The sequence below is a fragment of the Paraprevotella xylaniphila YIT 11841 genome, assembly GCF_000205165.1.
GTDB classification, from domain to species: domain Bacteria; phylum Bacteroidota; class Bacteroidia; order Bacteroidales; family Bacteroidaceae; genus Paraprevotella; species Paraprevotella xylaniphila.
Map to the genome: position 1 here is coordinate 68,013 of NZ_GL883867.1, position 26,487 is coordinate 94,499.

General features: G+C 51.4%; 20 protein-coding genes. 6 read left to right on the forward strand and 14 right to left on the reverse strand.

Annotated elements, in window-relative coordinates; translation table 11 throughout:
- The first annotated feature begins 2 nt into the window (after positions 1–2).
- From HMPREF9442_RS10250 to HMPREF9442_RS10260, 3 genes are all read left to right on the forward strand, one after another.
- Entirely contained in the window at positions 3–512 is a 510-nt protein-coding gene (locus tag HMPREF9442_RS10250) for a PH domain-containing protein (protein WP_008628213.1), read from the forward strand.
- A 301-nt stretch (positions 513–813) separates the two neighbouring features.
- Positions 814–3,459, forward strand: a complete 2,646-nt coding sequence (locus tag HMPREF9442_RS10255; protein WP_040602961.1) for a hypothetical protein — start codon at positions 814–816, stop codon at positions 3,457–3,459.
- Between the two features lie 27 nt (positions 3,460–3,486).
- Complete coding sequence (locus HMPREF9442_RS10260) at positions 3,487–3,672, forward strand: hypothetical protein (RefSeq protein WP_008628217.1); 186 nt, start codon at positions 3,487–3,489, stop codon at positions 3,670–3,672.
- Positions 3,673–3,752: 80 nt separating this feature from the next.
- Here HMPREF9442_RS10260 and HMPREF9442_RS10265 read toward each other — a convergent pair whose 3' ends face one another.
- The 3 genes from HMPREF9442_RS10265 to gltX form a co-directional block, all read right to left on the reverse strand.
- The gene (locus HMPREF9442_RS10265) at positions 3,753–3,962 is read right to left on the reverse strand and encodes a hypothetical protein (protein WP_040602945.1); all 210 of its coding nucleotides are present in this window, start codon (positions 3,960–3,962) and stop codon (positions 3,753–3,755) included.
- 354 nt (positions 3,963–4,316) lie between these two features.
- The gene (locus tag HMPREF9442_RS10270; protein WP_008628222.1) at positions 4,317–5,537 is read right to left on the reverse strand and encodes a 3-deoxy-D-manno-octulosonic acid transferase; all 1,221 of its coding nucleotides are present in this window, start codon (positions 5,535–5,537) and stop codon (positions 4,317–4,319) included.
- Positions 5,534–7,051, reverse strand: a complete 1,518-nt coding sequence (gene gltX / locus HMPREF9442_RS10275) for a glutamate--tRNA ligase (RefSeq protein WP_008628223.1) — start codon at positions 7,049–7,051, stop codon at positions 5,534–5,536. Before gltX ends, HMPREF9442_RS10270 begins: the two co-directional genes overlap by 4 nt.
- A gap of 97 nt (positions 7,052–7,148) precedes the next feature.
- Here gltX and HMPREF9442_RS10280 point away from each other — a divergent pair, with 97 nt between their 5' ends.
- Complete coding sequence (locus HMPREF9442_RS10280) at positions 7,149–9,212, forward strand: HD family phosphohydrolase (RefSeq protein ID WP_008628224.1); 2,064 nt, start codon at positions 7,149–7,151, stop codon at positions 9,210–9,212.
- A gap of 10 nt (positions 9,213–9,222) precedes the next feature.
- On the opposite strand, the gene priA is transcribed toward HMPREF9442_RS10280, so the two are convergent.
- The 10 genes from priA to HMPREF9442_RS16775 form a co-directional block, all read right to left on the reverse strand.
- Positions 9,223–11,700: a replication restart helicase PriA gene (gene priA, locus HMPREF9442_RS10285; RefSeq protein ID WP_008628225.1), complete on the reverse strand. Its 2,478-nt coding sequence runs from the start codon at positions 11,698–11,700 to the stop codon at positions 9,223–9,225.
- Positions 11,701–11,814: 114 nt separating this feature from the next.
- On the reverse strand, positions 11,815–12,453 hold the full coding sequence (locus HMPREF9442_RS10290) for a porin family protein (RefSeq protein WP_008628228.1): 639 nt from the start codon (positions 12,451–12,453) through the stop codon (positions 11,815–11,817).
- A 90-nt stretch (positions 12,454–12,543) separates the two neighbouring features.
- Positions 12,544–13,611, reverse strand: a complete 1,068-nt coding sequence (porN, locus tag HMPREF9442_RS10295; RefSeq protein WP_443688312.1) for a type IX secretion system ring subunit PorN/GldN — start codon at positions 13,609–13,611, stop codon at positions 12,544–12,546.
- Between the two features lie 43 nt (positions 13,612–13,654).
- Positions 13,655–15,217, reverse strand: a complete 1,563-nt coding sequence (gene porM / locus HMPREF9442_RS10300; protein ID WP_008628232.1) for a type IX secretion system motor protein PorM/GldM — start codon at positions 15,215–15,217, stop codon at positions 13,655–13,657.
- Between the two features lie 26 nt (positions 15,218–15,243).
- Positions 15,244–16,179: a type IX secretion system motor protein PorL/GldL gene (gene porL, locus HMPREF9442_RS10305; protein WP_008628234.1), complete on the reverse strand. Its 936-nt coding sequence runs from the start codon at positions 16,177–16,179 to the stop codon at positions 15,244–15,246.
- A gap of 21 nt (positions 16,180–16,200) precedes the next feature.
- Positions 16,201–17,637, reverse strand: a complete 1,437-nt coding sequence (gene porK, locus HMPREF9442_RS10310) for a T9SS ring complex lipoprotein PorK/GldK (RefSeq protein ID WP_008628235.1) — start codon at positions 17,635–17,637, stop codon at positions 16,201–16,203.
- Between the two features lie 2 nt (positions 17,638–17,639).
- Positions 17,640–18,590 (reverse strand): PorP/SprF family type IX secretion system membrane protein, encoded by a 951-nt coding sequence (locus HMPREF9442_RS10315; protein ID WP_008628237.1) that lies wholly within the window; start codon positions 18,588–18,590, stop codon positions 17,640–17,642.
- A gap of 164 nt (positions 18,591–18,754) precedes the next feature.
- On the reverse strand, positions 18,755–18,976 hold the full coding sequence (locus HMPREF9442_RS10320; RefSeq protein ID WP_008623219.1) for a DUF2795 domain-containing protein: 222 nt from the start codon (positions 18,974–18,976) through the stop codon (positions 18,755–18,757).
- Between the two features lie 69 nt (positions 18,977–19,045).
- Positions 19,046–19,603, reverse strand: coding sequence for a cob(I)yrinic acid a,c-diamide adenosyltransferase (locus HMPREF9442_RS10325; RefSeq protein ID WP_008628239.1), 558 nt, complete (start codon positions 19,601–19,603; stop codon positions 19,046–19,048).
- A gap of 12 nt (positions 19,604–19,615) precedes the next feature.
- Entirely contained in the window at positions 19,616–20,221 is a 606-nt protein-coding gene (locus HMPREF9442_RS16775; protein WP_232038393.1) for a hypothetical protein, read from the reverse strand.
- 612 nt (positions 20,222–20,833) lie between these two features.
- On the opposite strand from HMPREF9442_RS16775, the gene HMPREF9442_RS15885 reads away from it, so the two are divergent.
- Complete coding sequence (locus HMPREF9442_RS15885; protein WP_040602947.1) at positions 20,834–22,840, forward strand: DUF4954 family protein; 2,007 nt, start codon at positions 20,834–20,836, stop codon at positions 22,838–22,840.
- Positions 22,841–22,852: 12 nt separating this feature from the next.
- Entirely contained in the window at positions 22,853–23,938 is a 1,086-nt protein-coding gene (locus HMPREF9442_RS10345; protein WP_253271090.1) for a DUF6057 family protein, read from the forward strand.
- A 30-nt stretch (positions 23,939–23,968) separates the two neighbouring features.
- On the opposite strand, the gene HMPREF9442_RS10350 is transcribed toward HMPREF9442_RS10345, so the two are convergent.
- Positions 23,969–26,476 carry a glycoside hydrolase family 2 TIM barrel-domain containing protein gene (locus tag HMPREF9442_RS10350; protein WP_008628258.1) on the reverse strand — a complete coding sequence of 836 codons (2,508 nt, stop codon included), beginning with the start codon at positions 26,474–26,476 and terminating at the stop codon, positions 23,969–23,971.
- Positions 26,477–26,487: the final 11 nt, after the last annotated feature.

Here is a 26,487-nt window from a genome sequence, read left to right on the forward strand (position 1 = left end):
TCATGAGAAAATTCCAATCCTCTTATTCTATCGGACTGCTATGCACCACCAGGTTCATGTCTTTCATCTTGCTGGCAGCCGCCGCTACGGCCATCTGCCGGCTGATGAAAGGACAAACCGGCATAGGACTTGCAGTAGCTCTGTACGCCTGTATCTGTCTTGTCATCGTAGCATTCATATATTCCTATTTTAACCAAATCAAACAGGTAGAAGTGACAGCAGACAAGGTTGTCATCAGAAAGGTATATGGTGCCATAACCATCCCCCGAAAAGAAATCCTATATGCTCGCCACAGAAAAACGCTCACCCGTGCCATCAAAAGTTGGGGCGTTTATGGGCTGTTCGGACTCTCCGGAGAGTTTTGGGAAGATAAGACAGGACAGTTCACCGTAGTAGTCAAAGACACCCAATCACTGATTGAAATTAAAACATCAAACAAATGTTACGTCGTCAGTTGCGACCGCTATGAAGAGGTGTTGAAACTGTTGGAACAAACCGGATACCAACTTTAGACTGAAACATAAGGTTATGTCCCAACACGGAACTGTACCCCAAAAGTTTTTGTCTAACTTTTGGGGTACAGTTCCGTGTTGGTGCCCACTTTTTTTGTTTACCCTTGGCTCTACGTTCCTTACATCCTATTTTTGCATTTTCGGCACTCCCAAAGCACATTTTCCCCGGTTTTCATTTGAAAATGAAACCATTGTTACATTCCGTGCAACCAGAAGCGCATTCAATATCCGACAAACAGAATAATTTTGCCATCGGTTAATCACACATCATAACCTTATGTATAAACAAAAATTTTTAGGCATGAAAAAACAAGTACTTTTTGCAATGCTTCTCATGGCGGCATGCTGCGAAAAAGCAAGTCCGAGAAACGTCACCGTAGACTTTCCTGTCTCTCTAAACGAAAACGGGGAACTTTCCGAAGGGACAATTTCAGAAGACAGGTTCGACAACGACAACATTGAAGGATGGGACATTGAAGGAAAATGTAAAACATCCAACGGGGTTGTGGAATTCTATGAGAACGCATTCGATTTCCATCAGACACGGACTGGGCTATCGAACGGATGGTATCAAATCACAGTCAATGCTTTCGGGCGAGACAGAAATTCGGATGGCGGAACGGCCCACCGAGACCGGAACGAAAGCCTGTTATGGGAAATCTATGGAAATGATTACGCACTTCCGGTCAAAAGCCTATATGAAGAAACAGGAAGCACCGGAAGCGACAACGGGCAATATCCGTTCACCACAGCTGAAGCCAACCAAAACTTCGAGAATGGCCGATATGGCAACACGGTCAACGTATTGGTGACTGACGGAACGTTGGATTTCGGAATAAGAGGGAAAGAAGGCGGTCTGGGCCGATGGTGCTGTTTCGACAATTTCAAACTGACATATATAGGTAATGACTTGTCAGCTCTCTATCAGGCTATGGCAGAAGAAGCTTTAAAAAATGCTGGAAAAATAAGCCAACCCTACAAAGACAAAGTGAAAAAAACAATGGACGAGACAAGCCCTTCCGACGAAACGGAAGTCCCAAAGGCCATAAGCACGCTCAACCAAACTATGCTCGAATACATTGACATGCACAACGCGTTGGCAGAAGCCCATTCCAAAGAAACCTTTGAAAAGGGTAAACTGCTTTTGTCCATTTCCAAGTCTACCGACGAAGCCCGTACGGATTTGGAATCATCCTTGTCCACCGGCCAGGAAAACCTTGAGCAAGCAATAAGCCCGGACGAGGCACGCATGGCACAGCTGCAAATGGAAGAAAGCATACAAGGATTCCTTCACGCTTCGCTCCCACGGAATGTGAAAACAGACGTGACAGCCATACTGAAAGACGCCGAATGCCAAAACGATGCAGCCCGATATTGGAACCGGAGCGGAAAGGCTGACGGATACGTGGAAGACATCCCGGCCTTCAAAAATGACCTTTACGACGGGAAAGGTATATCATACTGGAACTCCGGACCCGAGGACAACCGCATGCTCGTCTGGCAAGAAACGCAACCCATCCGCCCGGGAAAATACCGTTTCACGGCTTATGCAGCCGGAGGCACATGGAGCGGCGGGAACGTCAATTCGGGCAACAACGGGGGCTTATACCTCTTCATCAACGACCAAAGCGTGGAAATTACCACGGAGACCTTCGGAGTTTACTCCGTGGAAGCAGAAATTCCATCGAATGAAACGAATATAACAGTCGGGCTCAAGGCAGGCGACCACAACACCGTGACATGGGCTATCTTGGCCCAAACCCATTTGGAATATTTAGGGACATCGGACATCACGTCTACTTTCCTCAAAGACGCAGCCTGCCAAGACGGTACGAACAGATATTGGGAACGCAGCGGCAGTGCTTCCGGATACATCGAAAATATCCCTGCCTTCCACAGCGCAGCATACAACGGAGCCGGTGTCTCCTACTGGACAGGGGCCCCGGAAACCGGCAAGAACCTGATTTGGCAGAAAACACAAGCCGTCCTTCCCGGAAAATACAGGTTCTCTGCTTTCGCAGCAGGATGCGTGTGGGGGAACAAAAACCAGAATTTGGGATACGACGGAGAGCTTTACTTGTTCATCAACGGCCAAAAAACGGCACTCACATCAAGTACTTTCAACCGTTATACCGTGGAAATCGAAATATCCTCAGAAGGAACAGAATTGACCGTCGGCCTCCAAGCCGGAGAGAAGAACACTGCCACTTGGGCAATTATTGCCCAGACCCGACTGGAATACTTAGGTAATGAAGCCATCCTGAAAGAGACCGACACGCAATACGGCATAGCAAAAGACACTTATGCCAACGTCGTGTTAGAACGTTCCTTAGTTTCCGGAAAATGGAACACGTTCTGCGTACCTTTCGACATGACTGCCGGGCAAGTCGCCGAAAACGGACTGGGCGAAGTGAGACGACTGGTTGAAGCCACACAACAAGACGGCAACATCGTCCTCCGGTTTGACAAGGCAGAAACGATAGAGGCAGGCCAACCTTACCTCGTACGCCCCACCGGAAACGTGACCGAAATCAAAGCCGACGAAGTATACCTCCACGCCGGACAACCGAACAGCTCTACAGTGGACGGCGTCTCGATGACCGGAAACTATGCGGCCACCACGATTCCACAAGGGGCTTACTTCATCAACGACGACAAGTTCTATTTGGCCGACACGGATAAGGTGAATCTGAAAGGCTTCCGCGCATATATCAACGCGGACCAGACTACGGCCATGGCAGGCGTCAACCGCCTGCTCATCGACATCGACGGCAAGGTGACCAACATAGAAGAAATAACGTCCGACGGTACAAAAGACAGTAAAGAACTTGTAGACGTGTATACCATAAACGGCATAAAAATAAAAAACGACATGAAAAGAGCCGATGCCCTCGAAGGGTTGGAACACGGTATCTACATCATAGACGGAGAAAAAATAATCAAATAAAAAAACGTATAATAAACAAACAAAACAATGGAAAAGAAAATATATGAAATGCCCCACGTGAAAGCTGTGAAAATGGAATCAAACGGTATGATGGCTTGTAGCGGAATAAATGGCACCGGTGACGGTGTAGACCTCGATTTCGGAGGCAAAGCGTCCGATAGCGGTATCAGCGATGCTTATTCCAACCGAAACAACGGTTGGGAACTCTGGTAATCCGCTTCTTTAAGCACAATCCCCCCAAAAGGCTGCCCTACGCACCCGTGTAGCGGCAGCCTTCTTCTTTTACTATATTTTTACAGTGCAATCTTCAAAACGGCTCCAAAATCGAATATTCGCGCCCATCCCGGATGCCGGAAGAAAATACGCCATCCACGCGAACCGACGGGAATACAAAAGGAAAGCTTGTAACCGCCTTCCGGTGACATCCATCCCCTCAGCCTCCGCAGAACCGGGCGACGGCACTTCAGCCGTGACACAAAAAACAAAGAAATAAAGCGCATCATGCTCTTTCGTTTTTGCATGCAAAGTTCATTCAAATAGCGAAAAACGGAGGCTAAAATCCGGCTTCAAACCCTCAAAAACACAGTTTGGAACACTTTGATTTTTCAATCTCAGGAGAACGTTTTTTCGTTTGGCTTAGATTGATTTTCCGTTCTGCGCCAAACAATCGGGAAATTTCCTCGGAAAAACGGGGAAAAATCCCCTAAAATGCCCCCGAAATACCGCATCTTCCCCCACCTTTCCCGGATTTGAGCATACAGATAAGAGCTGTTTTACTGGTTTTCAGCCTATCAAAACACAAAAAAAAGCGGACAAACATCCGCTTTTTCCGACTTATATCTTATATAACTGGCCTTTCAGAACTTCACACTATCGAAAATCAGATCCGACGCTCCGGCATTCCGCTCGATATACTGTCCGGCAATTCGTCCCCGCTCCGCCAAGAACTTCCCGTCGGAAAGCAGACGGTCCATCGTCCGCGTGAACGTGTCCGCATCCGTCACCTCCAAACAACCGCCCTCGCGCAACAAATCCTGCGCCTCACGGAACTTGCGGTTGTTCGGGCCGATAAGCACGGGCACGCCATATACCGCTGCCTCGGGCACGTTATGGATGCCCACGCCGAAACCGCCGCCCACGTAGGCCATCTCGCCGTAACGATAGATAGACGAAAGCAAACCGTAACCGTCGATAATCAAGCAATCGGCACGGGCGGCACTTTCTTCCGTGACACGGGAATAACGCGCAAACGGACGGCGCAACTTTCCCTCTATCTCCTTCAAATGGTCTTCACTGACCACATGGGGCGCCAACACCAGTTTCATTTCCGGATGAGCGTTGAAGTAAGGAATAATCAAATCCTCATCCGGTGCCCATGAGCTTCCGGCCACCAACACCTTGGCATCTTGCTTGAAAGCTTTCACCAACGACAAATCCTTGGCCTGCCGGCAAATGTCCAACACACGGTCGAAACGCGTGTCTCCGGCCACGGTGACGTTCGTGATGCCCTTGCGTGCTAACAATTCGCGCGAAGCTTCGTTTTGCACGAAGAAATGGGTCACACAACGCAACACATCGCTGTAACTGCGCCCGTACCAACGGAAAAACACTTGGTTCTCACGGAAAATACTGCTCACGCTGTACACCGGAATCTGACGACGGCGGCAAGCATGCAGGTAATTGTTCCAAAACTCATATTTGATGAAGAACGCCATACGCGGACGGGCCAACCGCAAAAAGCTGCGCACATTGCCCGGCGTGTCGAACGGAAGATAACACACCACGTCCGCCCCTTCGTAATCCTTGCGCACCTCATACCCCGAAGGAGAAAAGAAAGTAAGCAAAATCTTATATTCCGGATGCTCACGGCGCAACCGTTCCATCAGGGGGCGTCCCTGCTCAAATTCACCCAACGAGGCCGCATGGAACCAGACATACATTTCTTCCCTGCGGATTCTTTTCCGTAAAATACGGAATGTGTTCCATTGCCCCTTCACCATCAGCCGGGCCTTCTTATGGAAAGGCGAGACCAACACGATGGCCAAGGCATACAGATAAAGCGCAACCGAATATATCATTTCAGGACATCTATGGCTTTGCGCATTCTACGTAATGTTTCCTCTTTCCCGAGGAAAGCTGAAAGCTCATACATGTCGGGGCCCTTCCCTGTGCCCACCAAGGCCACGCGCCAAGGGTTCCACGGTTTCTTGCCAGTCTCTTCTGCCCAACGGTCTACGGCCGCTTTCTGTCCCTCTACCGAGAAATCATCCAGGCCTTCCAGCAATGCGGTCAGTTCGACCATGTCGGCCGCCGCCGTTTCCGTCCAGTTCTTCCGCACGAACTTGTCTTCGCGGCTGTAAGTTTCCGGGGCAATGAAGAAAAAGTCGCAAAGGGGCCACAGTTCTTTGATGAAATTGATTTTCTTCATCTTCATCATGCCCACCACGGCTTCCACGCGTTCCATAGGTGCTTCTATCCCGTTCTCGCGCAGTATCTTGTCGAAAGCGGGAGCCAATTCCTTGTTGTCCTTCATCAGGATATACTCGCGGTTGAACCACAAGCCCTTCACGTAATCGAACTTGGCACCGGCCTTGCTGCATTTGGTGATGTCGAAAAGCTTCACCAACTCGTCCAACGACATGATTTCCTGGTCGGTTCCCGGGTTCCAGCCCAACAAGGCCAGGAAATTGATGACTGCTTCGGGCAGGTAGCCGCTCTCACGATAGCCAGAGGACACCTCGCCCGTCTTGGGGTCGTGCCATTCGAGAGGGAAAACCGGAAAACCGAGACGGTCGCCGTCGCGTTTGCTCAATTTCCCCTTCCCGTCGGGCTTGAGCAACAGAGGCAAATGGGCGAACTTCGGCATCGTGTCCGCCCACCCGAACGCACGGTAAAGCAGGACGTGCAGCGGGGCAGAGGGCAACCATTCTTCACCGCGAATCACGTGGGTCACCTCCATCAGATGGTCGTCTACGATGTTGGCCAGATGGTAGGTCGGCAATTCGTCGGCACTCTTGTAAAGCACCTTATCGTCGAGAATGGAAGAGTTGATGACCACATCGCCGCGAATCATGTCGTCCACATGGATGTCCTCGCCCGGCTCTATCTTGAACCGGACGACGTACTGCCGGCCTTCGGCCAACAGACGTTCCACCTCATCCGCAGGCAGCGACAATGAGTTACGCATCATGCCGCGCGTAGAGGCGTCATACTGGAAATTCTGGATTTCCTGACGCTTGGCCTCCAGTTCTTCCGGCGTATCGAAAGCGATATAAGCCTTACCGGCATCCAACAACTCCTGCACGTATTTCTTGTAAATGTCCCGGCGTTCCGACTGGCGGTAAGGACCATGCTCCCCACCGAAGCTTACCCCTTCGTCGAAAGGAATGCCGAGCCAACGGAAAGATTCCAAAATGTATTCTTCCGCTCCCGGGACAAACCGGTTGGAGTCTGTATCCTCGATACGGAAAATGAACTCACCGCCATGCTGGCGCGCAAAAAGATAATTGTATAAAGCCGTACGTACACCGCCTATATGCAAGGCTCCCGTGGGACTGGGAGCGAAACGAACCCTTACTTTTCTCTGTGTCATAACAACATTTGTGAATATTGTGCAAAAATACTACTTTTTATTTAAACGCCCCGTATTTTTTTCGTATTTTCGCCCTATATAAAATACGGAAAAAGAGATGAACAGACATAACCAACAGAACAGCCTTACCCCGAAGGCTTTGATTTATAGAATCGTCATCACGGTCACGGCCTTGTTTGTCGTGTGCCTGTACATGCCGCGTGACGAACGTTCGACCTACAAGTTCGACGTGGGCAAACCATGGCGTTACAGCCAACTCATCGCAACCTACGACTTCCCGATATACAAAAGTGCGGAAACCATACAAGCGGAACAGGACAGCATATTGCAGTATTACGAGCCTTATTTCGCCATCGACGAGACCGTTGGGAAAGCACAGGTAGAAAAGTTCAAGGCCACCATAAACGGACGGAAACCGGCCACCATACCGGCCAATTACCTGACGTACGTAGTGAACAAGTTGGAATACATTTACGCCCAAGGAGTCATGAGCACGGAGGATTTCGACCAGATGCACAGGGACGAAGTGGCCTCTATCCGCATATTCGCACAGAATGTGGCCAAGGAACAACAGATGCCCAAAATCTTCTCACACAAAACGGCATACGAATACCTCATCGATTTGGGAGAAGACAGCCTGCAATATGACCGCAGGATATTGCGGAAGTGCAATCTGAGCGACTATATCGTCCCCAACCTGACTTACGACAAGACAAAGTCCGAAGAATCCCGGAAAGATTTGCTCGCCTCCCTCTCTTATTCGTCCGGCATGGTCATGAGCGGGCAAAAAATCATAGGACAAGGCGACATCGTGGACAAGGCAACATACGACATCCTCACTTCTTTGGAAAAAGAATACAACCGGCGAAACACCTCCAAGATGCAATCACACACGGTGCTGCTTGGCCAACTGCTCTATGTGGCACTCATCATCGCCTGCCTCTCATTGTACTTCAACCAGTTCCGCCGCGACTATCTGGCCAACACGCGCCACATCTTGTTCATAGCCTCCATGCCGGTAATCTACCCCCTGCTCACTTCATTCCTCATCAAGCATAACCTGTTCAATGTCTACATCATCCCGTTCGCCATGGCTCCTATTTTCATCCGGGTGTTCATGGATTCCCGGACGGCTTTTGTGACTCACGTGGCCACGGTGCTCATCAGTGCCATATCCCTGAAATACCCCTACGAATTCATTGCCACGCAGCTTGTAGCAGGCATGGTAGCCATTTACAGCCTTCGGGAACTCTCACAACGTTCACAACTTATCCGTTCGGCATTTTATGTCACATTGGCATCCATAGCTTTTTACATGAGCATGGAACTCATTCATGAAAAAGACTTCGCACGCCTGGAATATGGCATGTATATCTATATTATCATCAACGGTATCCTCTTGTTATTTGCCTACCCGTTGCTGTTCTTGTTCGAAAAGGTCTTCGGCTTCACCTCTAACGTGACTCTCGTCGAACTGTCCAACACCAACAACGAACTGCTGAAACGGCTCTCGGAAGTGGCTCCGGGCACATTCCAACACTCCATGCAAGTGGCGAACCTGGCTACGGAAGTGGCGAATAAAATCGGAGCCAAGGCACTGTTGGTCAGAACTGGAGCCTTATACCACGACATCGGAAAGATGAACAGTCCTGCCTACTTTACGGAAAACCAGAATAACTTCAATCCTCACGACCGCATCAGTTACGAACAAAGCGCGGCGATTGTTATCAGCCATGTCAAGGACGGACTCAAACTGGCCGACAAATATAACCTGCCGCAAGTCATAAAGGATTTCATCTCGACGCACCACGGTAAAGGCAAGACCAAATACTTCCTGATTTCATACAAGAACCAGCATCCGGACCAAACGGTAGACGAATCCATTTTCACTTACCCCGGCCCGAACCCGTTCACGTTGGAACAGGCCATCTTGATGATGGCGGACTCTGTGGAAGCCGCATCAAGGAGCCTGAACGAATACACGGAAGAGAGTATCAGCGCGTTGGTGGATAAAATCGTGGACTGCCAAGTGCAGGAAGGATTCTTCAAAGACTGCCCCATCACGTTCCACGACATTACCGTGGCCAAAGATGTGTTCAGAGAAAAACTGAAAACCATTTATCACACGCGTATCAGCTATCCGGAACTGAAAAAGAAATAAAAGCCCGGACTTACACGGGGTCTACGTCATAATAGATTTGGGCACTGCGGTAATCGGAATGTGCCATCAGGCTTTGGCGGAGATAAAGCAACTGTTCCCGAACCTTGGACAGAGAAGCTCCGGGTTCTATTTTCACTACGATTTTACGGATATAGAGCAATTGGATTCGTGCCACGGGCGGTGCGTCAGGTCCTAAAATACGGGAACCGAAGACCTGACGCAGACGGCTCCCCATTTCAGCAGCCAGATGGTCGAGCACGTCTGCCCGCTTATGTTTCATATAGACATAAATCAAACGGCAAAAAGGAGGATATACAAACATCTGACGCTCTTCCATCTGCCCGACGTACAACCCGAAATAGTCATGTCCCGTCACTTGACGGATGAGGGGCAAATCCGGACTTTTGGTCTGCAGGATGACACGTCCCTGCCTGCTGCGGCGCCCGGCGCGCCCGGCCACTTGTGCCATCAACTGGAAGGCGCGCTCGAAGCTCCGGAAGTCCGGGATGTTAAACATGGTGTCGGCATTTAATATGCCGACTACGCTGACCCGCTCGAAATCCAATCCTTTGGTCACCATCTGTGTCCCCACAAGCACATCGGTCTTTCCGCTTTGGAAATCCTCCAAGATTCCTTCGTATGACGAACGCGTACGGGTCGTATCCAAGTCCATCCGGGCCACGGCGGCTTCCGGAAAGACTTGACGTACGGCATCTTCCACCTTTTCCGTACCGAGCCCTCTCTGCACCAGTTCCGTACCTTCACAGGCCGGACAGCGCACCGGCACGTTACACGTGTAGCCGCAATAGTGGCAAGTCATTTGGTTCAGTCCCTTATGGTACGTCAGGCTGACATCGCAGTTTTTGCACTTGGGCACCCAACCGCACGTGTGGCATTCTATCATCGGAGCGTAACCTCGCCGGTTCTGGAACAATATGACCTGTTCCTTGTTTTCCAACGCCCGACGCATCTCTTCCAACAAACGCGGTGAGAACGGACCGACCATGCGCCTTTTGCGCTGCAGCTCTTTAATATCCACCACCTCGACTTCCGGCAAACGCACCTGCCCGAAACGTTCGGTCAACTCCACCAATCCGTATTTGCCCATGCGGACGTTATAATAAGTCTCCAACGCCGGAGTTGCCGTACCGAGCAATGTACGGGCACCGTACATCCGGGCTAACATGATTGCAGCATTCCGGGCATGGTAACGCGGTGCAGGGTCCTGCTGCTTATAAGATTGCTCATGCTCTTCGTCCACAATGACCAACCCCAAATGACGGAAAGGCAAGAAGACGGACGAACGAACGCCTACAATAATATCGTAAGGCTGTCCGGACAACTGTTTTTGCCAAATCTCGACACGTTCGGCATCGGGAAACTTGGAATGGTACACGCCCATACGGTTGCCGAACACACGGTATAGCCTGTCCGTCAACTGGGTGGTCAGCACAATCTCCGGCACCAAGTAAAGCACCTGTTTCCCTTCGGCTATCATCTGACGAATCAAATGAATGTAGACCTCGGTCTTTCCGCTCGATGTCACCCCGTGAAGCAAGCATACCGGATGACGGTCAAAAGCTTCTTCCAACTCTCTGAACGCCTTTGCCTGTGCCTCACTCAAAGGAGAAACACCAAGCGTGTCGGCGACCTCCGTATGCGCCAAACGACCTATCTCGTATGGATAGGCCTCCAATACGCCTTTCTCCTCCAAGGCACGGCAAATCGCCAGACTGCCGTCGGCTGCTTCCATCAGTGCCTTCCGTCCCACCTCCGCCAACATCTTCGGGTTACGCAACCGGAAAGCCGTTCCGGCACCTGCCAGTTCTAAATACTTTAATAAAAGGGACTGCTGTTTGGGGGCTCTTCCTAAACCGTCAAGCAATTCATGAAGTTTCTTTTCGTCAAAATAGGTCTCCGACAAGCGCACATGAACTTCCGTGCGGGGCTTATAGCTCCGTTTGACTTCCTCTTTCATGGCAAGGACGCCCTTGTCCATCAAAGACCTTACCACCCGTAGCACCCGAAAATCCTCACATTCTTTTTGAAGTTGTGTCATGGTCGGCTCGGAACGCCCCGAAACCAAAGTAACGACCCGTTGTTCCCGTTCCGACAAAACGGAATTTCCCGCATATTCACTGTTTACCACCACCTTACTCTCGCTTTCCAGTTTCATACCGGACGGCAGGGCGGCCTTATACACATCCCCCACGGCACAAAGGTAATAGTCCGCCAACCATCTCCAAAAATCCAACTGCACAGGAAGTAAAACGGGAGCAGGATCAAGTGTCTCCCATACGGCTTTCACGGCATAACCTTGCGGTTGCCGCCCGTGAACTTCCACCACAATAGCCGTATAAAACTTTTTGGCTCCAAACGGTACGATAACACGGCAACCCGGCCGTACCGCCTCTTGCCACTCTTCGGGCAAAGCGTATGTATAAGTAGCCGACAAGGGAAGAGGAAGAATGACATCTACAAATTTCATACGAACGGATTTTAATGGACTACAAAAATACGACAAAAGGAGTAAACAGGCAAAAAGAAAGCCGCCCGCTCCATGCAGACAGCTTCCGTTTATTCCATTTTCTATCGGACTACATTAAAACAAGTAAGCCAAACGAACTTGCCATGTGTTGTTCTTTACGTCAAACTCTTCTATGACATCGCCCACACCGCCTAATTTTCCGGTCTCACCCATGGCGATATTGTAAGTCACACCTACTTGCAAATGACTAAGCAACGTCACACCGGCTCCCACATTCCAACTGAATGTAGAGCGTTCCAAACTTCCTATACTTTCACCAGCATACTTTAAATTACGACTCCCCAGATACCAGTTGTATTGCGGACCTGTAGCCAAATAAACGCCGACCAGGCTGCTAAAGCCAAAATTATACCTTAAATTAATGGGGATCTCCACGTAAGGCATGGATTTGTTAGGCGTACTCCCGTTGACATCCTCCCCGTCTACTTCACCCGAAAAGTCCATCTTCATGTACTTCTGGGAGTAGAGAAGGGAAGCGTCTATCCCCAATCCAATAACTGGCATGGTCATCTGCACCTTCGGTCCGACAAACCATCCCGTACGGTTGGAGGCATCAAACAAACCGCCATCCCCCTTTATACTTGCCTTACTCAAGTTCACACCGCCTTCAAGTCCCCACTTGAACTGCGCATTGGCAGGTGCCGCCCATAATAACGCCACCATGCACATCAATACTGCACTTAATTTCTTCATAGAAGTTTGCTTTTTATTTCTTATCGGAAAACAAAGATAGCAACTGTTTGCCGTACTATCAACTTTTTCCGGAAATATATCTCTTTTTTATTATCTGCGTTGCCTGCGTACAGTCACCCTTGGAGTTGAAGAACCGGAGTTACCGGAACTGCCCCTACGCGTCTTGGAAACCTTAGTCTTTTCGGCTTTCGCTTTTTTCGGTTCATCCGAAGACGATGAAGCACGACGCGAGTTACGCGTAGCCCGGGAAGCTTTCCCCTTTTTCGTTTCCACAGCCTCCTTGGCCGCCGTCGTATCCACAGCCACCGAGTCGTCATGCCCCCAAACATGTTTTTCAAAATCGGAAAGTTGTTTCTCTATCCGCTTCTGTTCGTTAGCCATGGCACTATCCGTCTTGCAATAGTTAGCCAACACCTTCCCTTGCATATTGTTTGTCTTATAAATCTTTCCGTCATACAGGTTCATGGAGAAATAATCTGCCGCCGTCATGTTCGTCACGTTGTTGTAATTGCTTGCCATCATCGCGTGACGGGCCAAATACGTACTGATATCATCATATTTGAGCCAGAACAAAGGATATGGGGTAGCCTCTCCGCCAAAATCATCTCCCCGCATGAGCACCGGGCACAAAGCCGTGACTTTCGTACGGAATGTCGAAGTCCTTTGGTCGAAATAAGAACTCTCCTTTATATAATAACGGGAAACTTCAGCCGAGGGAATATCGCTGGCATTCACACGAGGCCGCCCGTTCTGCTCCTCGTAATATATATGATAACGTTCCAACAATTCTTTCACGTCCACCTTATCACGCGAAGTAAAAGACTCGTTGCCGTCCAGTTTATATTGGTATGCCGTAATCTTTCCCGTCAGCAACAAGTCGAACAGATACGTAAACAAGTTTATATGGCCTGCAGAAGGCTCCACCGGATAATATAGAGGGGCATTCTTGTCCAACGTCAGATCCAACTGACGATACACATCGCGACGCCACACCACATCCTCAGGCACTTCCACCGCCACGGGGAACTGTAAACTGGCACGGTCCACGGTCTTCTCGGCCTTGTCTGCATCATTGGGTTTCACCCTGCGGCGAGCCGGCTGCGCCTCCGCCTGCATGTACAGGGCAACTCCTAACAAAACAAAAAACAGACGTTTCATCCTTATCTTATTTTTACTCATAGTCTTCATTTCCATCCATTCATTAGTTGACAATCACTTCCATAGAGCCATCGAGCGTCCGCTCAGCCCCGTCGGGTCCTACGGCTCTTATACGGGAAATATAAAACCGTTTCCCACGTCCCAACGAACGGAACATCGTACGTTGTTGCTCGGTGAAAGACGCACTGTTCGACACCGCCGGTACGGCATTGCCCATATTGTCAAAAAACACCGTCTCGAACCCTTGCACCCGGAATTCAATATTCAAAAGCCCGTCATCAATAGCTGCGCCGATGCCTTTCGTCCCCATCAACACTTGTTTGGACAAGCGCCCGCCACGGAAACGGTTATTTCCGCCTTCCGCCGCATACTCTATATAAGCCGACGGGTCGGGCAACTTACGCACACGAAAGGCAAACTGTCCCATCTTCTGCATGCGTCCCTCCATATTGGCATTGACCGTAATCACGGCATCCTTGCCTACTTCTGCCGGTCGGGCCATATATTTGCCCGCCCCTGTGGGCTGCAACACTCCTCCGCTCATGGAAGCCACCACCTTATTGGCCGGAACCCCGGGAATAGACACGCTCATGGGGTTCTCATATCCGGCATACAACACATTCATCAAGTCTGCCGACACCGTAGCCGAAGGAGCCACCACGGTGTAAGGCTGAGAGAAGTCCCTGCGCACCATCTGGCCACGTCCGTCCATCATCTCAATATAACCTTTCAGCGTATAATCGCCCGTACTGCTGCAAACCGTCTCATACAGTCCGCCCGGCGAAGTGATTTGCCGTCCGCCGACATATACCGTCGGACGTTGGGTCGTATCCACAGCTGCCATGATAATCTGGGCACTGAACTTTCCACCTTGTACCACCGTACGCGAAGCCGGTATCACAAACGCATTCAACTCGTTCACACGCAAGTCTTTCATGTCTATATTGGCCACCAAGGCATGAAGCACCTCTCCTTCGGCATACCGCACATCACTTTGCAATTTGGAGAGCAAAGTGACTGCCGCAGCCACCGGCGTATTCTCAAACATATACTCTTGCCAATTCTTCCCCAAAGTACCGGCCTTGTCCGGCACTTCCGTACTCAGGTTGTCCGCAATGATTTTCTTTTGTGCCTCGTCTGTCAACATGCCGACGATGCTTTCACGGAAATTGTTGATGGCCGCGAACAACCTCTGTCCTTCTCCTCTGCGCGGTGCCAACATCACATGGGAAGCCGCCTCCAGGTCCTCCTTGTTCTGCACGTTTTTCACGTCACCGTCTGCCCCGTCAGCCTGTTTCACGATACTGACTTTCAGGACTTCCGCATAATTATATAAGGAGTCTGAGATTTTCTTCACATATTGTGCCTTGTCGAACCATTCCTTCACTTTGGCCGGATTGGCCTCCATCTGTCCCTGCAAATCCCTATAAAGAGCTTCGTTGGACGCAGAAGCATTCGCCGTAGTCCGCAGAAGGCTGTCTTCCACCAATGAAAAACCGTTCAACACATCGGAAGACACATTCAGGGCCAACATGGCCATCAACACCACATACATGAGGTTGATCATCTTCTGGCGCGGAGACATTCTATTTTGCTGGGATGCCATTTCGTATTCCTTTCTGATTAATCCGTTTATTCTGTTATCGAACCGCCCGGCGTATGTTTCATGTTCACCGTCAAGGCCTGAATCATACGGTTGTAAATACCGTTCAATTCTTCTATCTGACGCGCCATCTTGCGGGTCTGTTCGTTGATTTGGTCTATCGTGCCCACCTGCGTGCTGATACTCTTCAACTGCATCTCGTATATCGTGTTGATACCCGTCAGCGTACGATTCAGATTATCCATCTCCTTGGCATCACGCGTCATGTGTTCAGCCTGTTCGGACACGCGCGCCAAGGTTTCGGTCAACGTCTTCAGCTCTTCCACATAGTTTTCAGCCGCCTCCTTCATTTCGGGAGTAGAAGCGTTACGGGCATCTTCAAGCACTTTGGCAAAAAGTTCTGCATTGGAAGCATTCACCATATCGGCCAAAGCCTTTATATCCAATGCCTGTTGCCCCACGCTGTCCTGCATGCCTTGTGTTCCGCCGCCTGCTGCGCCAGAAACTTCCGGATTTACAGCAGCCGTTGCTCCGGAAAGAGGAGTGCCTCCATTTCCTCCGACTACGACCGGCCCTCCCACAACTATGGGTTGGGATACCCCTCCACCGGACACAACCGGTTGGGCCACTCCACCTTGCGCAACCTCAGGAAGGTTCTCGGCTTCCTTTCCGCCAACAGCCTCTTCATCCCAATCCCCTTCATCCGAAGCCAGACTCATCCGGTCTTCATCGCGCTTCAGTTCTGCCGGACGGTCGAAACCGGAGATGAAAAACACCAAAACCTCCGTACCCATACCGATGAACAACATCGCATTAGCCCCGGGGATATGAGTCAGTTTGAACAAAGCTCCAAGAATAACCACGGCTGCTCCCCAACTGTACGCATAATTCAGGAATGTCTGTCCAGGTACCGACTCAATCCAATCCTGAATACGGATTATTATGTTTTTTCTATTCTTAGCCATATTTTTACCTCTTTAATCTTTCTATTTACGTTTATTAGTTGTCCCCGACACGGAACGTACACAACGGAAACCGATGTACGAACGAGGTTGGTTTTGATATTCATATGAACGCCATACGGAACGTATCATGGATTCCGGATCTTTCCAAGAACCACCCCTCACCGACTTCTTCTTCAGGCGATAAGGATCTTCTTTCGCGGCATTGTATTTCAGCTCGGGGTTCATGTCGCTCATGCCGTCCACGCCCGATTCGGTATACACCGTACTCGTCCATTCCGCCACGTTTCCCGCCATGTCGAACAAACCGTTGGAATTGGCCGAATAAGAACCACCTTTAGACGTTATCAAGCTCCCGTCATCCGTATAATCCCCACGGTCGGGCTTGAAGTTGGCAAAATAACAATCTTTCTCGCTTTTCACCCCTTTCGTCTCCCACGGGAACAAAGCACCTTCGGGACCGCGTGCGGCAAATTCCCATTCCACCTCTGTCGGCAAACGGTAAGGCTGTATCTGACGGGCTGCCGCCCCCAAACCGCGTTTCAGAAACTCCGTACGCCAATCGCAGAAGGCATTGGCCTGTTCCCAAGTCACTCCCACCACGGGATAATCATTATAAGCCGGGTTAGAGAAGTACTGCAACATGTAACGTTCGTTTTCCGCATTGGAAAAGTCGTTCACCCAACACGTCGTATCCGGATAAATGTTCACGATATAAGTATTCAGGAAATCATGTAACCCCGAAAGCGGACGGGTAACGGTTTCACGCACGATGCGCCCTTCGTCGTTGATGTAAGCCGTGTCTTTGGATATCATGACCACTTCGTCCGCATCCACTGCATGATCGGTATTCAGGTTGCGTTCCTCCGGATTCAGGCGGTGCTTGCGCAAAGCAGCAGCAGTATAGTCGAACACTTCATAACGGTAATTCATCTGACGTGCATCCAACATCCGCTCCCCCGTGACCGGATTTGTCACGTACACGCTTTCAATAGCCCGCAACTCATCTTCATTGGGCTTTTTCCAAGGTATCGGTTTCTTCCAATTTAAATAAGGCGTAACGGGATTCCCGTATTTATCCTCTTCTATCTTGTAAGTTTCGTCACCTGCGTATGCGGGGTCGGCCAGACGTTCACGGATAATAGAGTCGCGCACCCAAAAAACGAACTGGCGGTATTTGGCATTCGACACTTCATTGGCATCCATCCAGAAGCCGTCGACCGAGATTTCCCGGGTAGGAAGGGTCATCCCCCACAACGAATCGGTTTCTTCCGTACCGATTTTCAATGAACCTTTCTTCACGAAAACCATCCCGTAAGGAGTCGGTTCACTGTAGGCCGTTCCCCCGACACCGGTCACTTCTCCACCCGTAGCGGTGGACGCCGAACGGGGTCCCAGACAAGAACTGAACGCCAGACCTGCCATCATTCCCCATATCAACCCACAACACTTCATATTCATTATTATAATATTCTTACGCTTTTATGTTTATTCTTTCCTTTCTTAAACAGATTCAACTCCGTCTTATAGCCGATGATGATTTCATGACTACCATTCAATGCCCCGATACCGGCCGTGTACATTTCGTACGCATAACCGAGATTGATGCCGTGGAAGTCCCCGCCGAAGAGAAAACTGACCGAATTCGTCGGGCTATACGACACTCCGCCGTACAACTCATGCTTGCTGCCATGATAAGCGATGCGCCCCGTCATGTCCGCACGGAAACCTACGGCATCGGAACGCAGCATGGCGGTCGTATGTATGGTATATAACGGACTTTTAAGCCGTATATTGTACCCGCCCGTCAAATAATAAGAAGGAGAGACCTTAAATTCGTTCACTTTTTCCTCTCCCAAGGTGATGGTCGGCGAAGTACAATGCATCATGGCAAAACCGGCGTACCATGACTTACGGGCATACTGGATGCCGAAATTCATATCGAAACCGGCCCCGTTGGCCTCAGCTGTAGGAAAAGCGGGGTCTCCGGACTCTCCCAAATCCAACCCTCCCCCATCGAACGTCTCACTGAGCATGGACAAATGGATACCCCCACTCAGCCGACCTCCCCATAAAGGTTGGTGGTAAGCATATTGCAGAAAAAACTTCTGGTGTTTGAACAGGCCTATCTGGTCGTTGGTGAACCCCACTCCGGCACCGTGCTTCGCGCTGATGAAGAACAACGGCAAATCCACGTAGGCATACATTACGGCAGGGGCGTTTTCAAAGCCGGCCATCTGCATGCTGTACGCCCCTTGGAAGTTCAGCACGGGAGCCTGGCCCGTCGCTGCGGGATTATAAAAAGGTGCCATGGCCCAATAGTTGACAAAAGACGGGTCGTACTGAGCCGTGGCCCACTGGGGCAACAAGCTCAATACCAAAATAAGCCCTATCAGTTTTCCCTTTGTCTTCACCGTTTCTACAACTGTTATACTTTAAGGAAACAGAATCTTTTTCTTTTTATTGTCCGGCACCGCACGAAAATCGCGGTTTCAGGTAAAACAATGGAGCGGATGCACACGTACACCCGCTCCAGTAATCACTTCAGGCCTTTCCGTCTTTCCCCTACCGACACACATCAATACTCGTCCTCGTTGAAAAGAAAATCCTCTTTCGTAGGATAATCAGGCCACACATCTTCTATCGTCTCATATATTTCGCCTTCATCCTCTATCTCTTGCAGGTTCTCGATCACTTCCAACGGGGCGCCAGAACGCATCGCATAATCAATCAGTTCATCCTTGGTGGCAGGCCATGGCGCATCTTCTAACTTTGAAGCCAATTCCAGTGTCCAATACATAGTCCTTAATATTTATAACAACTTCGTTTTTCTATTTTGTGCGCAAAAATAATAATATTTTCGATACCATCAACGTTTCTTCCACACAATTTCATCTTTCCCCTCTATAAATAGCATTTTACGGGACAACACAAACAAATAATCGGACAAGCGGTTAACATACGCACAAACCTCCGGCATCACCGGCGCACTTCCGGACAGTTCCAAAATACGCCGTTCCGCCCTGCGGCACACGGTGCGGCAAACATGGCATACGGCCGCCCCCCTGGATCCACCGGGAAGCACGAAACCACGCCAACCGGGAAGTCCGTCTTCCGCCTCATCTATGGCTTGCTCCAGGCGCGCCACGTCTTCTCCCGTTACCACCTCCCGGCCAAACTTTTCCGCACGTGAGGGCTCCGTAGCCAGATAGGCCCCTATCGTGAACAAGTCACATTGGATACCTGTCAGGAACTTGCGGTCTTCCTCACCTTCCAAATAAGTAATCAACTCGCCTATGTGGGCATTCAACTCGTCCACAGTCCCGTACGCTTCCACGCGGACATCCGTCTTCGGCACCCGCACGCCCCCGCTCAAGCTGGTCATTCCCCCATCGCCCGTACGGGTATATACTTTACTTTTCTTCATTCTTCCGTATATTTAAAAATTCACGATATAATCTTGCCGTTGCTTGGAACGGTCATAAAACACAAGACCATAGTCGTAAAGATCGAAAGTCACTACGATTTCCGGCAAACGTTTCACGTCGTTCCACGCCCGCAAAGCAGCTTTTGATGCCCGTATGCCGAAAAGGAGGCACACCGAACACCTTGTCAACGGACGCGAAACCACAGCCGTCCAATGCCGGGGAGCAATCCCCCTACCCACGACCATCAGTTCCTTCTGCCGCACGAAACCTCCGTTCTCCTGCACCCTCACTTTCCAAAACGCATCCCGGCATACCGCAGCCGAACGGCATCCCTCTGCCAAGTAAGCCGTTTCCGCCTCTTCCAAATGCCCGTATATCCGGATTAACGACGGATGCACATAGTTGGACAGGCGAAAAAGGAACTTGCGGCATTTCAACCGGTGAAAGCCCCCAAAGAGGCAAAACACGGGATAGCGTTTCTTCAACTCCCGATAGGCGTAATATTCCCCACGCTCATACACCACATACGTCAGGAAGTCGAACGCAAAGGGAGAGTGCACCCCGTATCCGCGACGATGCCTGAACCTTTTCAACCAAATCCATTGTCTACAAAGCATTCTTGTACCATATATTTGTTCTTGCCCGACAAAGTTAGCACAAAAAAGCACTCCGTATTGATATAAATCAAGAAAAAGCCATTTTTTCGATATTAAAAGCCGGATATTTTGCCGGAAAGCCAAAACTCCCTACCTTTGCATCGTGTTTTTCATAGTATTAGATTTAAGGTTAACAAAGGTTGGGTCAGAGCGCTGACCCTTTTTTTATGCCCTACGGTGAGGCATTGAAAAACCAAGACACCGAAGCCCCGTATCTCCACTTTCTCTCCATATTGCACAACCACCTCACTCACAACAAAATAGAAATCCACATAGAACGGCAAAAAAATCTGCGCCAAACGATTTTTCATTCTCCTGAGATTGATTTTTCATTTGGCGCAGAACGAAAAAACATTCTCCGTAAGGTAAATCCGCACACTCTTTGAAGTCGGATTTCATTTGACAAAGCCTTGTTTCCAAAGCCTGGCACGCCCACCCATAGCATAAAGTCCGTGGCCATCCCCATCCAGAGAAACTTGCAAAAAAATAAGGCAAACCTCACTGACTTTCAAAAAAAAAACGTTTCTTTATACCTCCAAACAGGAACTCGAATAAACCAACATAGAAAAAGACATGGAACTACAGACGCATACCGACACAGCATACCGGCAACTGCTCCCCGCCGAAATCCGACAATTGGAACAGCAAGGCTGCACGGCCGAGGACTGGCAACTCATTGAAGTCCACCCGAATATCGACCTCCACCATCTGGCGTACGTGCATTTTTCCGGCTCCAACCGTATCGGGAATTTCCAAAAGACCGTCACGCTGCCGGGCGGAATCACGCTCCATACGGGTATCCGCCATGCCACGCTGCACTGTACCACCGTGGGCGACGACTGCCTGATAGCCCACGTCCACGGGTATATCGCCCATTACGACATCGCCCCGGAGTGCATCGTCCTCCATACGGACACCATTGCCATGACCGGCCCGTCCTCTTTCGGCAACGGTACGGAACTCCATGTCTTGAGCGAAAGCGGAGGACGGGACATCCTCATCCATGACCGCCTGTCGGCACAGGAAGCGTACATGCAGGCCATGTACCGCCACGATGCCTTGTTGACGCAAAACCTCCGCCGGTTGGTTTCGGACTACGCCGCACGGCAAACCGGCAACCGTGGCAAGATAGGCGAAAGCACACGGATACTCCGCTGCGGACTGATCCGCAACGTGAAAATCGGGCCTTGCAGCTGTCTGGAAGGTGCCGTCCGGTTGGAAAACGGCACGGTATGCAGCCATCCGGACGCCCCTACCTTTGTAGGCGATTTGGTCATCGCCCGCGATTTCATCCTGCAAAACGGTTGCCACGTCACTGATGGCGCGATGCTCAGCCGTTGCTACGTGGGACAAGCCTCCGCCATCGGGCACGGCTTCTCTGCCACAGACTCCTACTTCGCTTGCAACAGCCAAGCCGAGCACGGCGAGTCATGCGCCATACTGGCTGGCCCCTATACGGTGACACATCACAAGTCCACGCTGTTGATAGGCGGCATGTTCTCGTTCATGAATGCAGGTTCAGGCACCAACCAAAGCAACCACGCCTATAAACTTGGCCCCCGCCACCACGGCGTTTTGGAACGAGGCTGCAAGACGGCTTCGGGATGCCACATCTCGTGGCCTGCACATATCGGAGCATTTTCGTTGGTCATGGGGCATTGCCCCCCCGGGACGGACAGTCACGAATGGCCCTTCTCCTACCTCGTGGAACAAGGGAACGCTTATTACGTACTCCCCGGCATCACCCTGCGCGGGGTGGGCACGCTGCGCGACATCGGGAAATGGCCTGCACGCGACAGGCGTTCCCCACGTGTGCCCCAAACCGACACGGTCTCCTTCGACGCCTTTTCCCCTTATACGATGGAACGGGTATGGCAGGCCATACACACCTTGGAAGGACTGACCGGACGTTTCGGGGAAGATGCAAAGGAAATCACATGGAACGGCTTGCGGCTCAAAGAGAAATCAGTGAAGCAAGGCATAGAATGGTACAGGCTAGCCTTAGACCGTTACTTGGGCGAACAACTGATCCGGCAATTAGAGACGCATGAGGGCATGCCTTCGGACGGGCTATGCGAACTCCTGCGCCCCCGTGCAGCATGCAGCGACCGTTGGGGAGACATCGGCGGCATGCTGGCACCCATAAGCGAAATCAATGACATAATAAGAACCATCACCACCGGACAACTCGACCGCATAGAAAAATTGGGGGAACGGTTCCGGCTTATCCACGACCGATATGACGATTTCGCCTGGGCTTGGACGTGGAACCTATTGCACGAGATATACCCCGATGCCTACGGCAAGGACTTCATCCCGTCGCTCTGCCTGCCCATCATCCGGAAATGGGAAACCGCCGCCACGGCACTCAACCGGCAAATCATAGCCGATGCCACGAAGGACATCTCGACGGGTTCTCTTGCCGGTTTCGGTATCGACAGCGACGAGGAAACCGCCGTGGACGACGCGGTGGCCGTCCGGGGCTCCGTACAACAATGCGGTATCATCCAAGAGTTGGAGAAACAACAAACGGAAATCCAAAACAAGGCCGGATACTGGCTGCATAAATTAACCCTTTAACCCCATCCCCCCATGAACAACCAACAAAAAAATTCACCGGAAAACCGCACCTCCCGTGTAATGACGGAATGGCCGGACTCCCTGAAAGCATTCTTTTTCGCCTTTTGGGCGTTTTTCGGCATTTATTACGGCGATGTGCTTTATATCGCCCAACAGCACAGTTTCTTTACCACCGATTTAGAGGCTCTGCGGCCTGTATGGGAGAAGCCTTACGGTTCATTGTGGATCATCGGGCGCGCCTTGCTCCAAGCTTTCCACTCGCCCTTTTGGGGCGGCACCCTCCTGTCGGGCATGCTTACCCTCATCTCTTGGCTGTCCGGTTATGTCTTCAGGTTGCGCGGCCGGTTCGGATACCTGAAATACATCCCGGCATTCGTTTTTATTTATGTGGTCGTCTACCACGGTTTCGACATTTACTATCAGGCGGAAACGGGCAAACTGCTCGGCATTCCCTTCTGCATCCTCCTCATTCTGGCCTGCCAAGCCGTCTTCGTTCGTTCTTTCAGCCGGAAAAAACTCTCGGGGTTGTTCACCCCGCCGGCTTACAACCGTCCGCTCGACGAATGGAAAGCCATGGGATTCATCCTCATTTTGGGAGCCGGAGCCGTGGGCATGAACGAATGGTACCGCCCCTACGTGCGCCCTACTGCCAGGATGCAGCGCGAACTGGAACGGCAGGACTGGAAGGGCATGCAAGCCACGGCTTCCCGCTCCGACCTGACCTACGGCACGGTGGCGGCTTACTACGCCATTTCGCGGATGGAAGACGAAAACGATGTGCCCAAGGTGCCCATAGACATGTTACCGCCGACAAGCCGCCCCATTTACCTGCATAACCGCGACGGTAACCTCGAAAACGTCCGGAATTACTTTTTGATGGATTACTGCATCGCTTCGGAACAATACCCCATCGCTTACGAACTGGGCAAGGCGGACTTGAAGACCGAAGGCCCGTCTCCGCTCCTGCTCAAACAGATGGTCCGGATTTGTCTGGCCTTGCATAAAAAAGAAGAAGCACGTTCTCACCTGAACGTGCTCCGTACGCTTCCTTTCGAGAAGGATTTCATCGAGACCTATGCCCCGGAGACGCAGGAATAGGAAAAAGGGATTCCCTCCTCCCCTCCGGGCTTATTCCGTCCGCTTGACTGGCAAGACCAGTTCGGCAGACTTCAGTCCTTCGGCTTCCGCTTTCAGGCGGAGGGTTCCGGCTTGTCCTTTTTCCGCCACGATCGCGGTCATCTGTCCGTTGAACACAGGCATTTGCGGCCGGCCGAACGGTTCAAGACACACGGGGTTGCCGTTGGCTCCGGCCTTGTAATACCCCGCTCCACGAACAGAAAACTTCACCGTATGCTGTGCGTCGGGACAGAGGTTGCCCTCACGGTCCACCACGCTGACCGTGACAAAAGCCAAATCTTCATCCCGTAAATCCGCATCCAACGTGTCCTTGTCGGCCTTTAATACGATGCGGTAAGGCTTACCTGCCGTGCGGACGACCTGCTCTGCGCGCTTCCGTCCGCTTTCGTCGTAGGCCACAGCCCTCACCTCGCCCGGCTCGTAACGCGTGTCCATCCACATCAGCCGGTAACGTTTCTGGCGGGCCAAAGCACGGCGCGCCTCATCGTTTTCCGTCTCGTCGAGCCTGACGGTGGGGGCTTTCGTACGTTTCCCTTGGCTCTTGCCATTGATGAAAAGCTCCACCGTGGGGTAATTGGTGTACACGAATACCGGGGTCACCTCGCCTTCACGCCCCGGCCAAGTCCAGTGCGGAAGGATGTGCAAGGTTTCTACCGCCTTGTTCCATACGCTGCGGTAAAGGTAATAACGATCCTTGGGCAGGTAAGCCAAGTCGATGATGCCGAACAGCGAAGAGTGGCTGGGCCAATCGTCATAATACGGTGTCGGTTCGCCCAAGTAGTCGAAGCCCGTCCACACGAACTCGCCCATATCGTAGGGCAAATCCTCGGAAAGGATGAAATTATCCTCCGGCAGGTCGCTCCAACTGCAGTGTTCCACATCGTAAGAAGAAGACTGGTGGTCGTCGTATTTCGCCCCGGCCTTGCGTTCCACAGGGAACTTATACACGCCTCGTGAGCTTACCGTAGAAGCCGTTTCCGACCCTAGCACCACTTGCTGCGGCAATGCCTTATAAGCCTTCTGGTAAAGATGGGAACGATAATTGAAGCCCGGGATGTCCATGATAGCCGCCACGTGGCTCTTGATGGCGGCATCCACACGGTCCATGCCTTGCGTGCAGGGCCGCGTGGGATCTTCGCGGTGCACGATGTCCTGCATCATCCGGCAAAGCTTCGCTCCCTGCACCGAACCTTGGTCGGGCACTTCGTTGCCGATACACCACATCACGACCGACGGGTCGTTGCGGTAATGACGCACCACGTTCACCAAGTCGCGTTCCACCCACTCGTCGTAGTACTTGTTGTAACCGTTAGCCATTTTCTTGGCTTTCCACTCATCGAAAGTCTCCACCATCAACAGCATCCCCATCTCGTTGCAGGCTTGTACCAGTTCCGGTGACGGCATGTTGTGCGACGTGCGGTAAGCATTGCTGCCCATGTCCTTCAGCATCTTCAGCCGGTAACGGATGGCCTGCATATTCACCGCCGTGCCCAACGGCCCCAAATCGTGATGATTGCACGTGCCATGGAAAACCAACCTTTTCCCGTTCAACAGGAAGCCTTTTTCGGGGACGACTTCAATCGTACGGATGCCGAACGTGGTTTGGTGAGTGTCGCTCAAACGTCCCTGATAATACACTTCCGTGTCTGCCCGGTAGAGGTTCGGATGTCCGCAATCCCATAACAGGGGACGGTCCACCACAAAATCCTGTTCGAGCACCCCTTCGTCATACCTCGACAAAGCGGTTTCGCGCTCCGCCACTTTTTGTCCTCCGGGAGCACGCAGGACGGTTTTCAGGCGGATGTCCTTGCAGTCCGTGCCGTCGGGATATTCCAGTTCCGTACGCACCTTCACTTTCGCAAAATCCTCACGCACTGCCGGCGTAGTGACAGTCGTGCCCCATGTACGTACCCCGACTTTGCCCGACACGACCAGATGCACGTTCCGGTACAACCCGGCTCCCGGATACCAGCGAGAGCTTTCGGGTTCATTCTCCAAGCGCACCGCCAACACATTGTCTTTTGCATTCACGGCATCCGTCACGTCGAAATAAAAGGAATTATAGCCATACGGCCAATTCCCCACCTTCTTTCCGTTGACATAGACTTGCGCGTGGCTCATCGCCCCGTCGAACATCAGCACCACGCGTTTGTCTGTCCCAAAACCGGGTACATCGAAATACAGCCTGTACCAACCTACGCCGACGAAAGGCAGTCCTCCCGTACGTCCGGACTGGTTTTGCGCCTCTTTCTGTCCGTCCTGCTCGATGGCCATGAACTGGCGGTCGTTATTCGCATCGAACGGCCCGCTTATCGCCCAATCGTGGGGCACGGACACGCGTTTCCACTTTCCGTCGTCTACCTGCACTCCGCCGAACGACTCATTGTCCGCACGGATGAACCGCCATCCGTCCCGCAACAGCACCGTTTCCCGTTCTCCACCGGCCCGCCCCCCCAGACAGAAGAGCAAGCCCCACACATACAATAACAGTTTTTTCATATATCCTCAGG

Coding starts and splice junctions, on each gene's coding strand:
- HMPREF9442_RS10325 (WP_008628239.1), bottom strand. CDS start 19,603: ATGAAGAAAAGTAAAGTATATACCCGTACGGGCGATGGGGGAATGACC.
- HMPREF9442_RS10270 (WP_008628222.1), bottom strand. CDS start 5,537: ATGATATATTCGGTTGCGCTTTATCTGTATGCCTTGGCCATCGTGTTG.
- HMPREF9442_RS15885 (WP_040602947.1), top strand. CDS start 20,834: ATGGAACTACAGACGCATACCGACACAGCATACCGGCAACTGCTCCCC.
- HMPREF9442_RS16775 (WP_232038393.1), bottom strand. CDS start 20,221: ATGCTTTGTAGACAATGGATTTGGTTGAAAAGGTTCAGGCATCGTCGC.
- priA (WP_008628225.1), bottom strand. CDS start 11,700: ATGAAATTTGTAGATGTCATTCTTCCTCTTCCCTTGTCGGCTACTTAT.
- HMPREF9442_RS10255 (WP_040602961.1), top strand. CDS start 814: ATGAAAAAACAAGTACTTTTTGCAATGCTTCTCATGGCGGCATGCTGC.
- HMPREF9442_RS10265 (WP_040602945.1), bottom strand. CDS start 3,962: ATGATGCGCTTTATTTCTTTGTTTTTTGTGTCACGGCTGAAGTGCCGT.
- HMPREF9442_RS10280 (WP_008628224.1), top strand. CDS start 7,149: ATGAACAGACATAACCAACAGAACAGCCTTACCCCGAAGGCTTTGATT.
- HMPREF9442_RS10320 (WP_008623219.1), bottom strand. CDS start 18,976: ATGTATTGGACACTGGAATTGGCTTCAAAGTTAGAAGATGCGCCATGG.
- gltX (WP_008628223.1), bottom strand. CDS start 7,051: ATGACACAGAGAAAAGTAAGGGTTCGTTTCGCTCCCAGTCCCACGGGA.
- HMPREF9442_RS10290 (WP_008628228.1), bottom strand. CDS start 12,453: ATGAAGAAATTAAGTGCAGTATTGATGTGCATGGTGGCGTTATTATGG.
- porK (WP_008628235.1), bottom strand. CDS start 17,637: ATGAATATGAAGTGTTGTGGGTTGATATGGGGAATGATGGCAGGTCTG.
- porN (WP_443688312.1), bottom strand. CDS start 13,611: ATGAAACGTCTGTTTTTTGTTTTGTTAGGAGTTGCCCTGTACATGCAG.
- HMPREF9442_RS10345 (WP_253271090.1), top strand. CDS start 22,853: ATGAACAACCAACAAAAAAATTCACCGGAAAACCGCACCTCCCGTGTA.
- porL (WP_008628234.1), bottom strand. CDS start 16,179: ATGGCTAAGAATAGAAAAAACATAATAATCCGTATTCAGGATTGGATT.
- HMPREF9442_RS10350 (WP_008628258.1), bottom strand. CDS start 26,476: ATGAAAAAACTGTTATTGTATGTGTGGGGCTTGCTCTTCTGTCTGGGG.
- HMPREF9442_RS10250 (WP_008628213.1), top strand. CDS start 3: ATGAGAAAATTCCAATCCTCTTATTCTATCGGACTGCTATGCACCACC.
- HMPREF9442_RS10260 (WP_008628217.1), top strand. CDS start 3,487: ATGGAAAAGAAAATATATGAAATGCCCCACGTGAAAGCTGTGAAAATG.
- porM (WP_008628232.1), bottom strand. CDS start 15,217: ATGGCATCCCAGCAAAATAGAATGTCTCCGCGCCAGAAGATGATCAAC.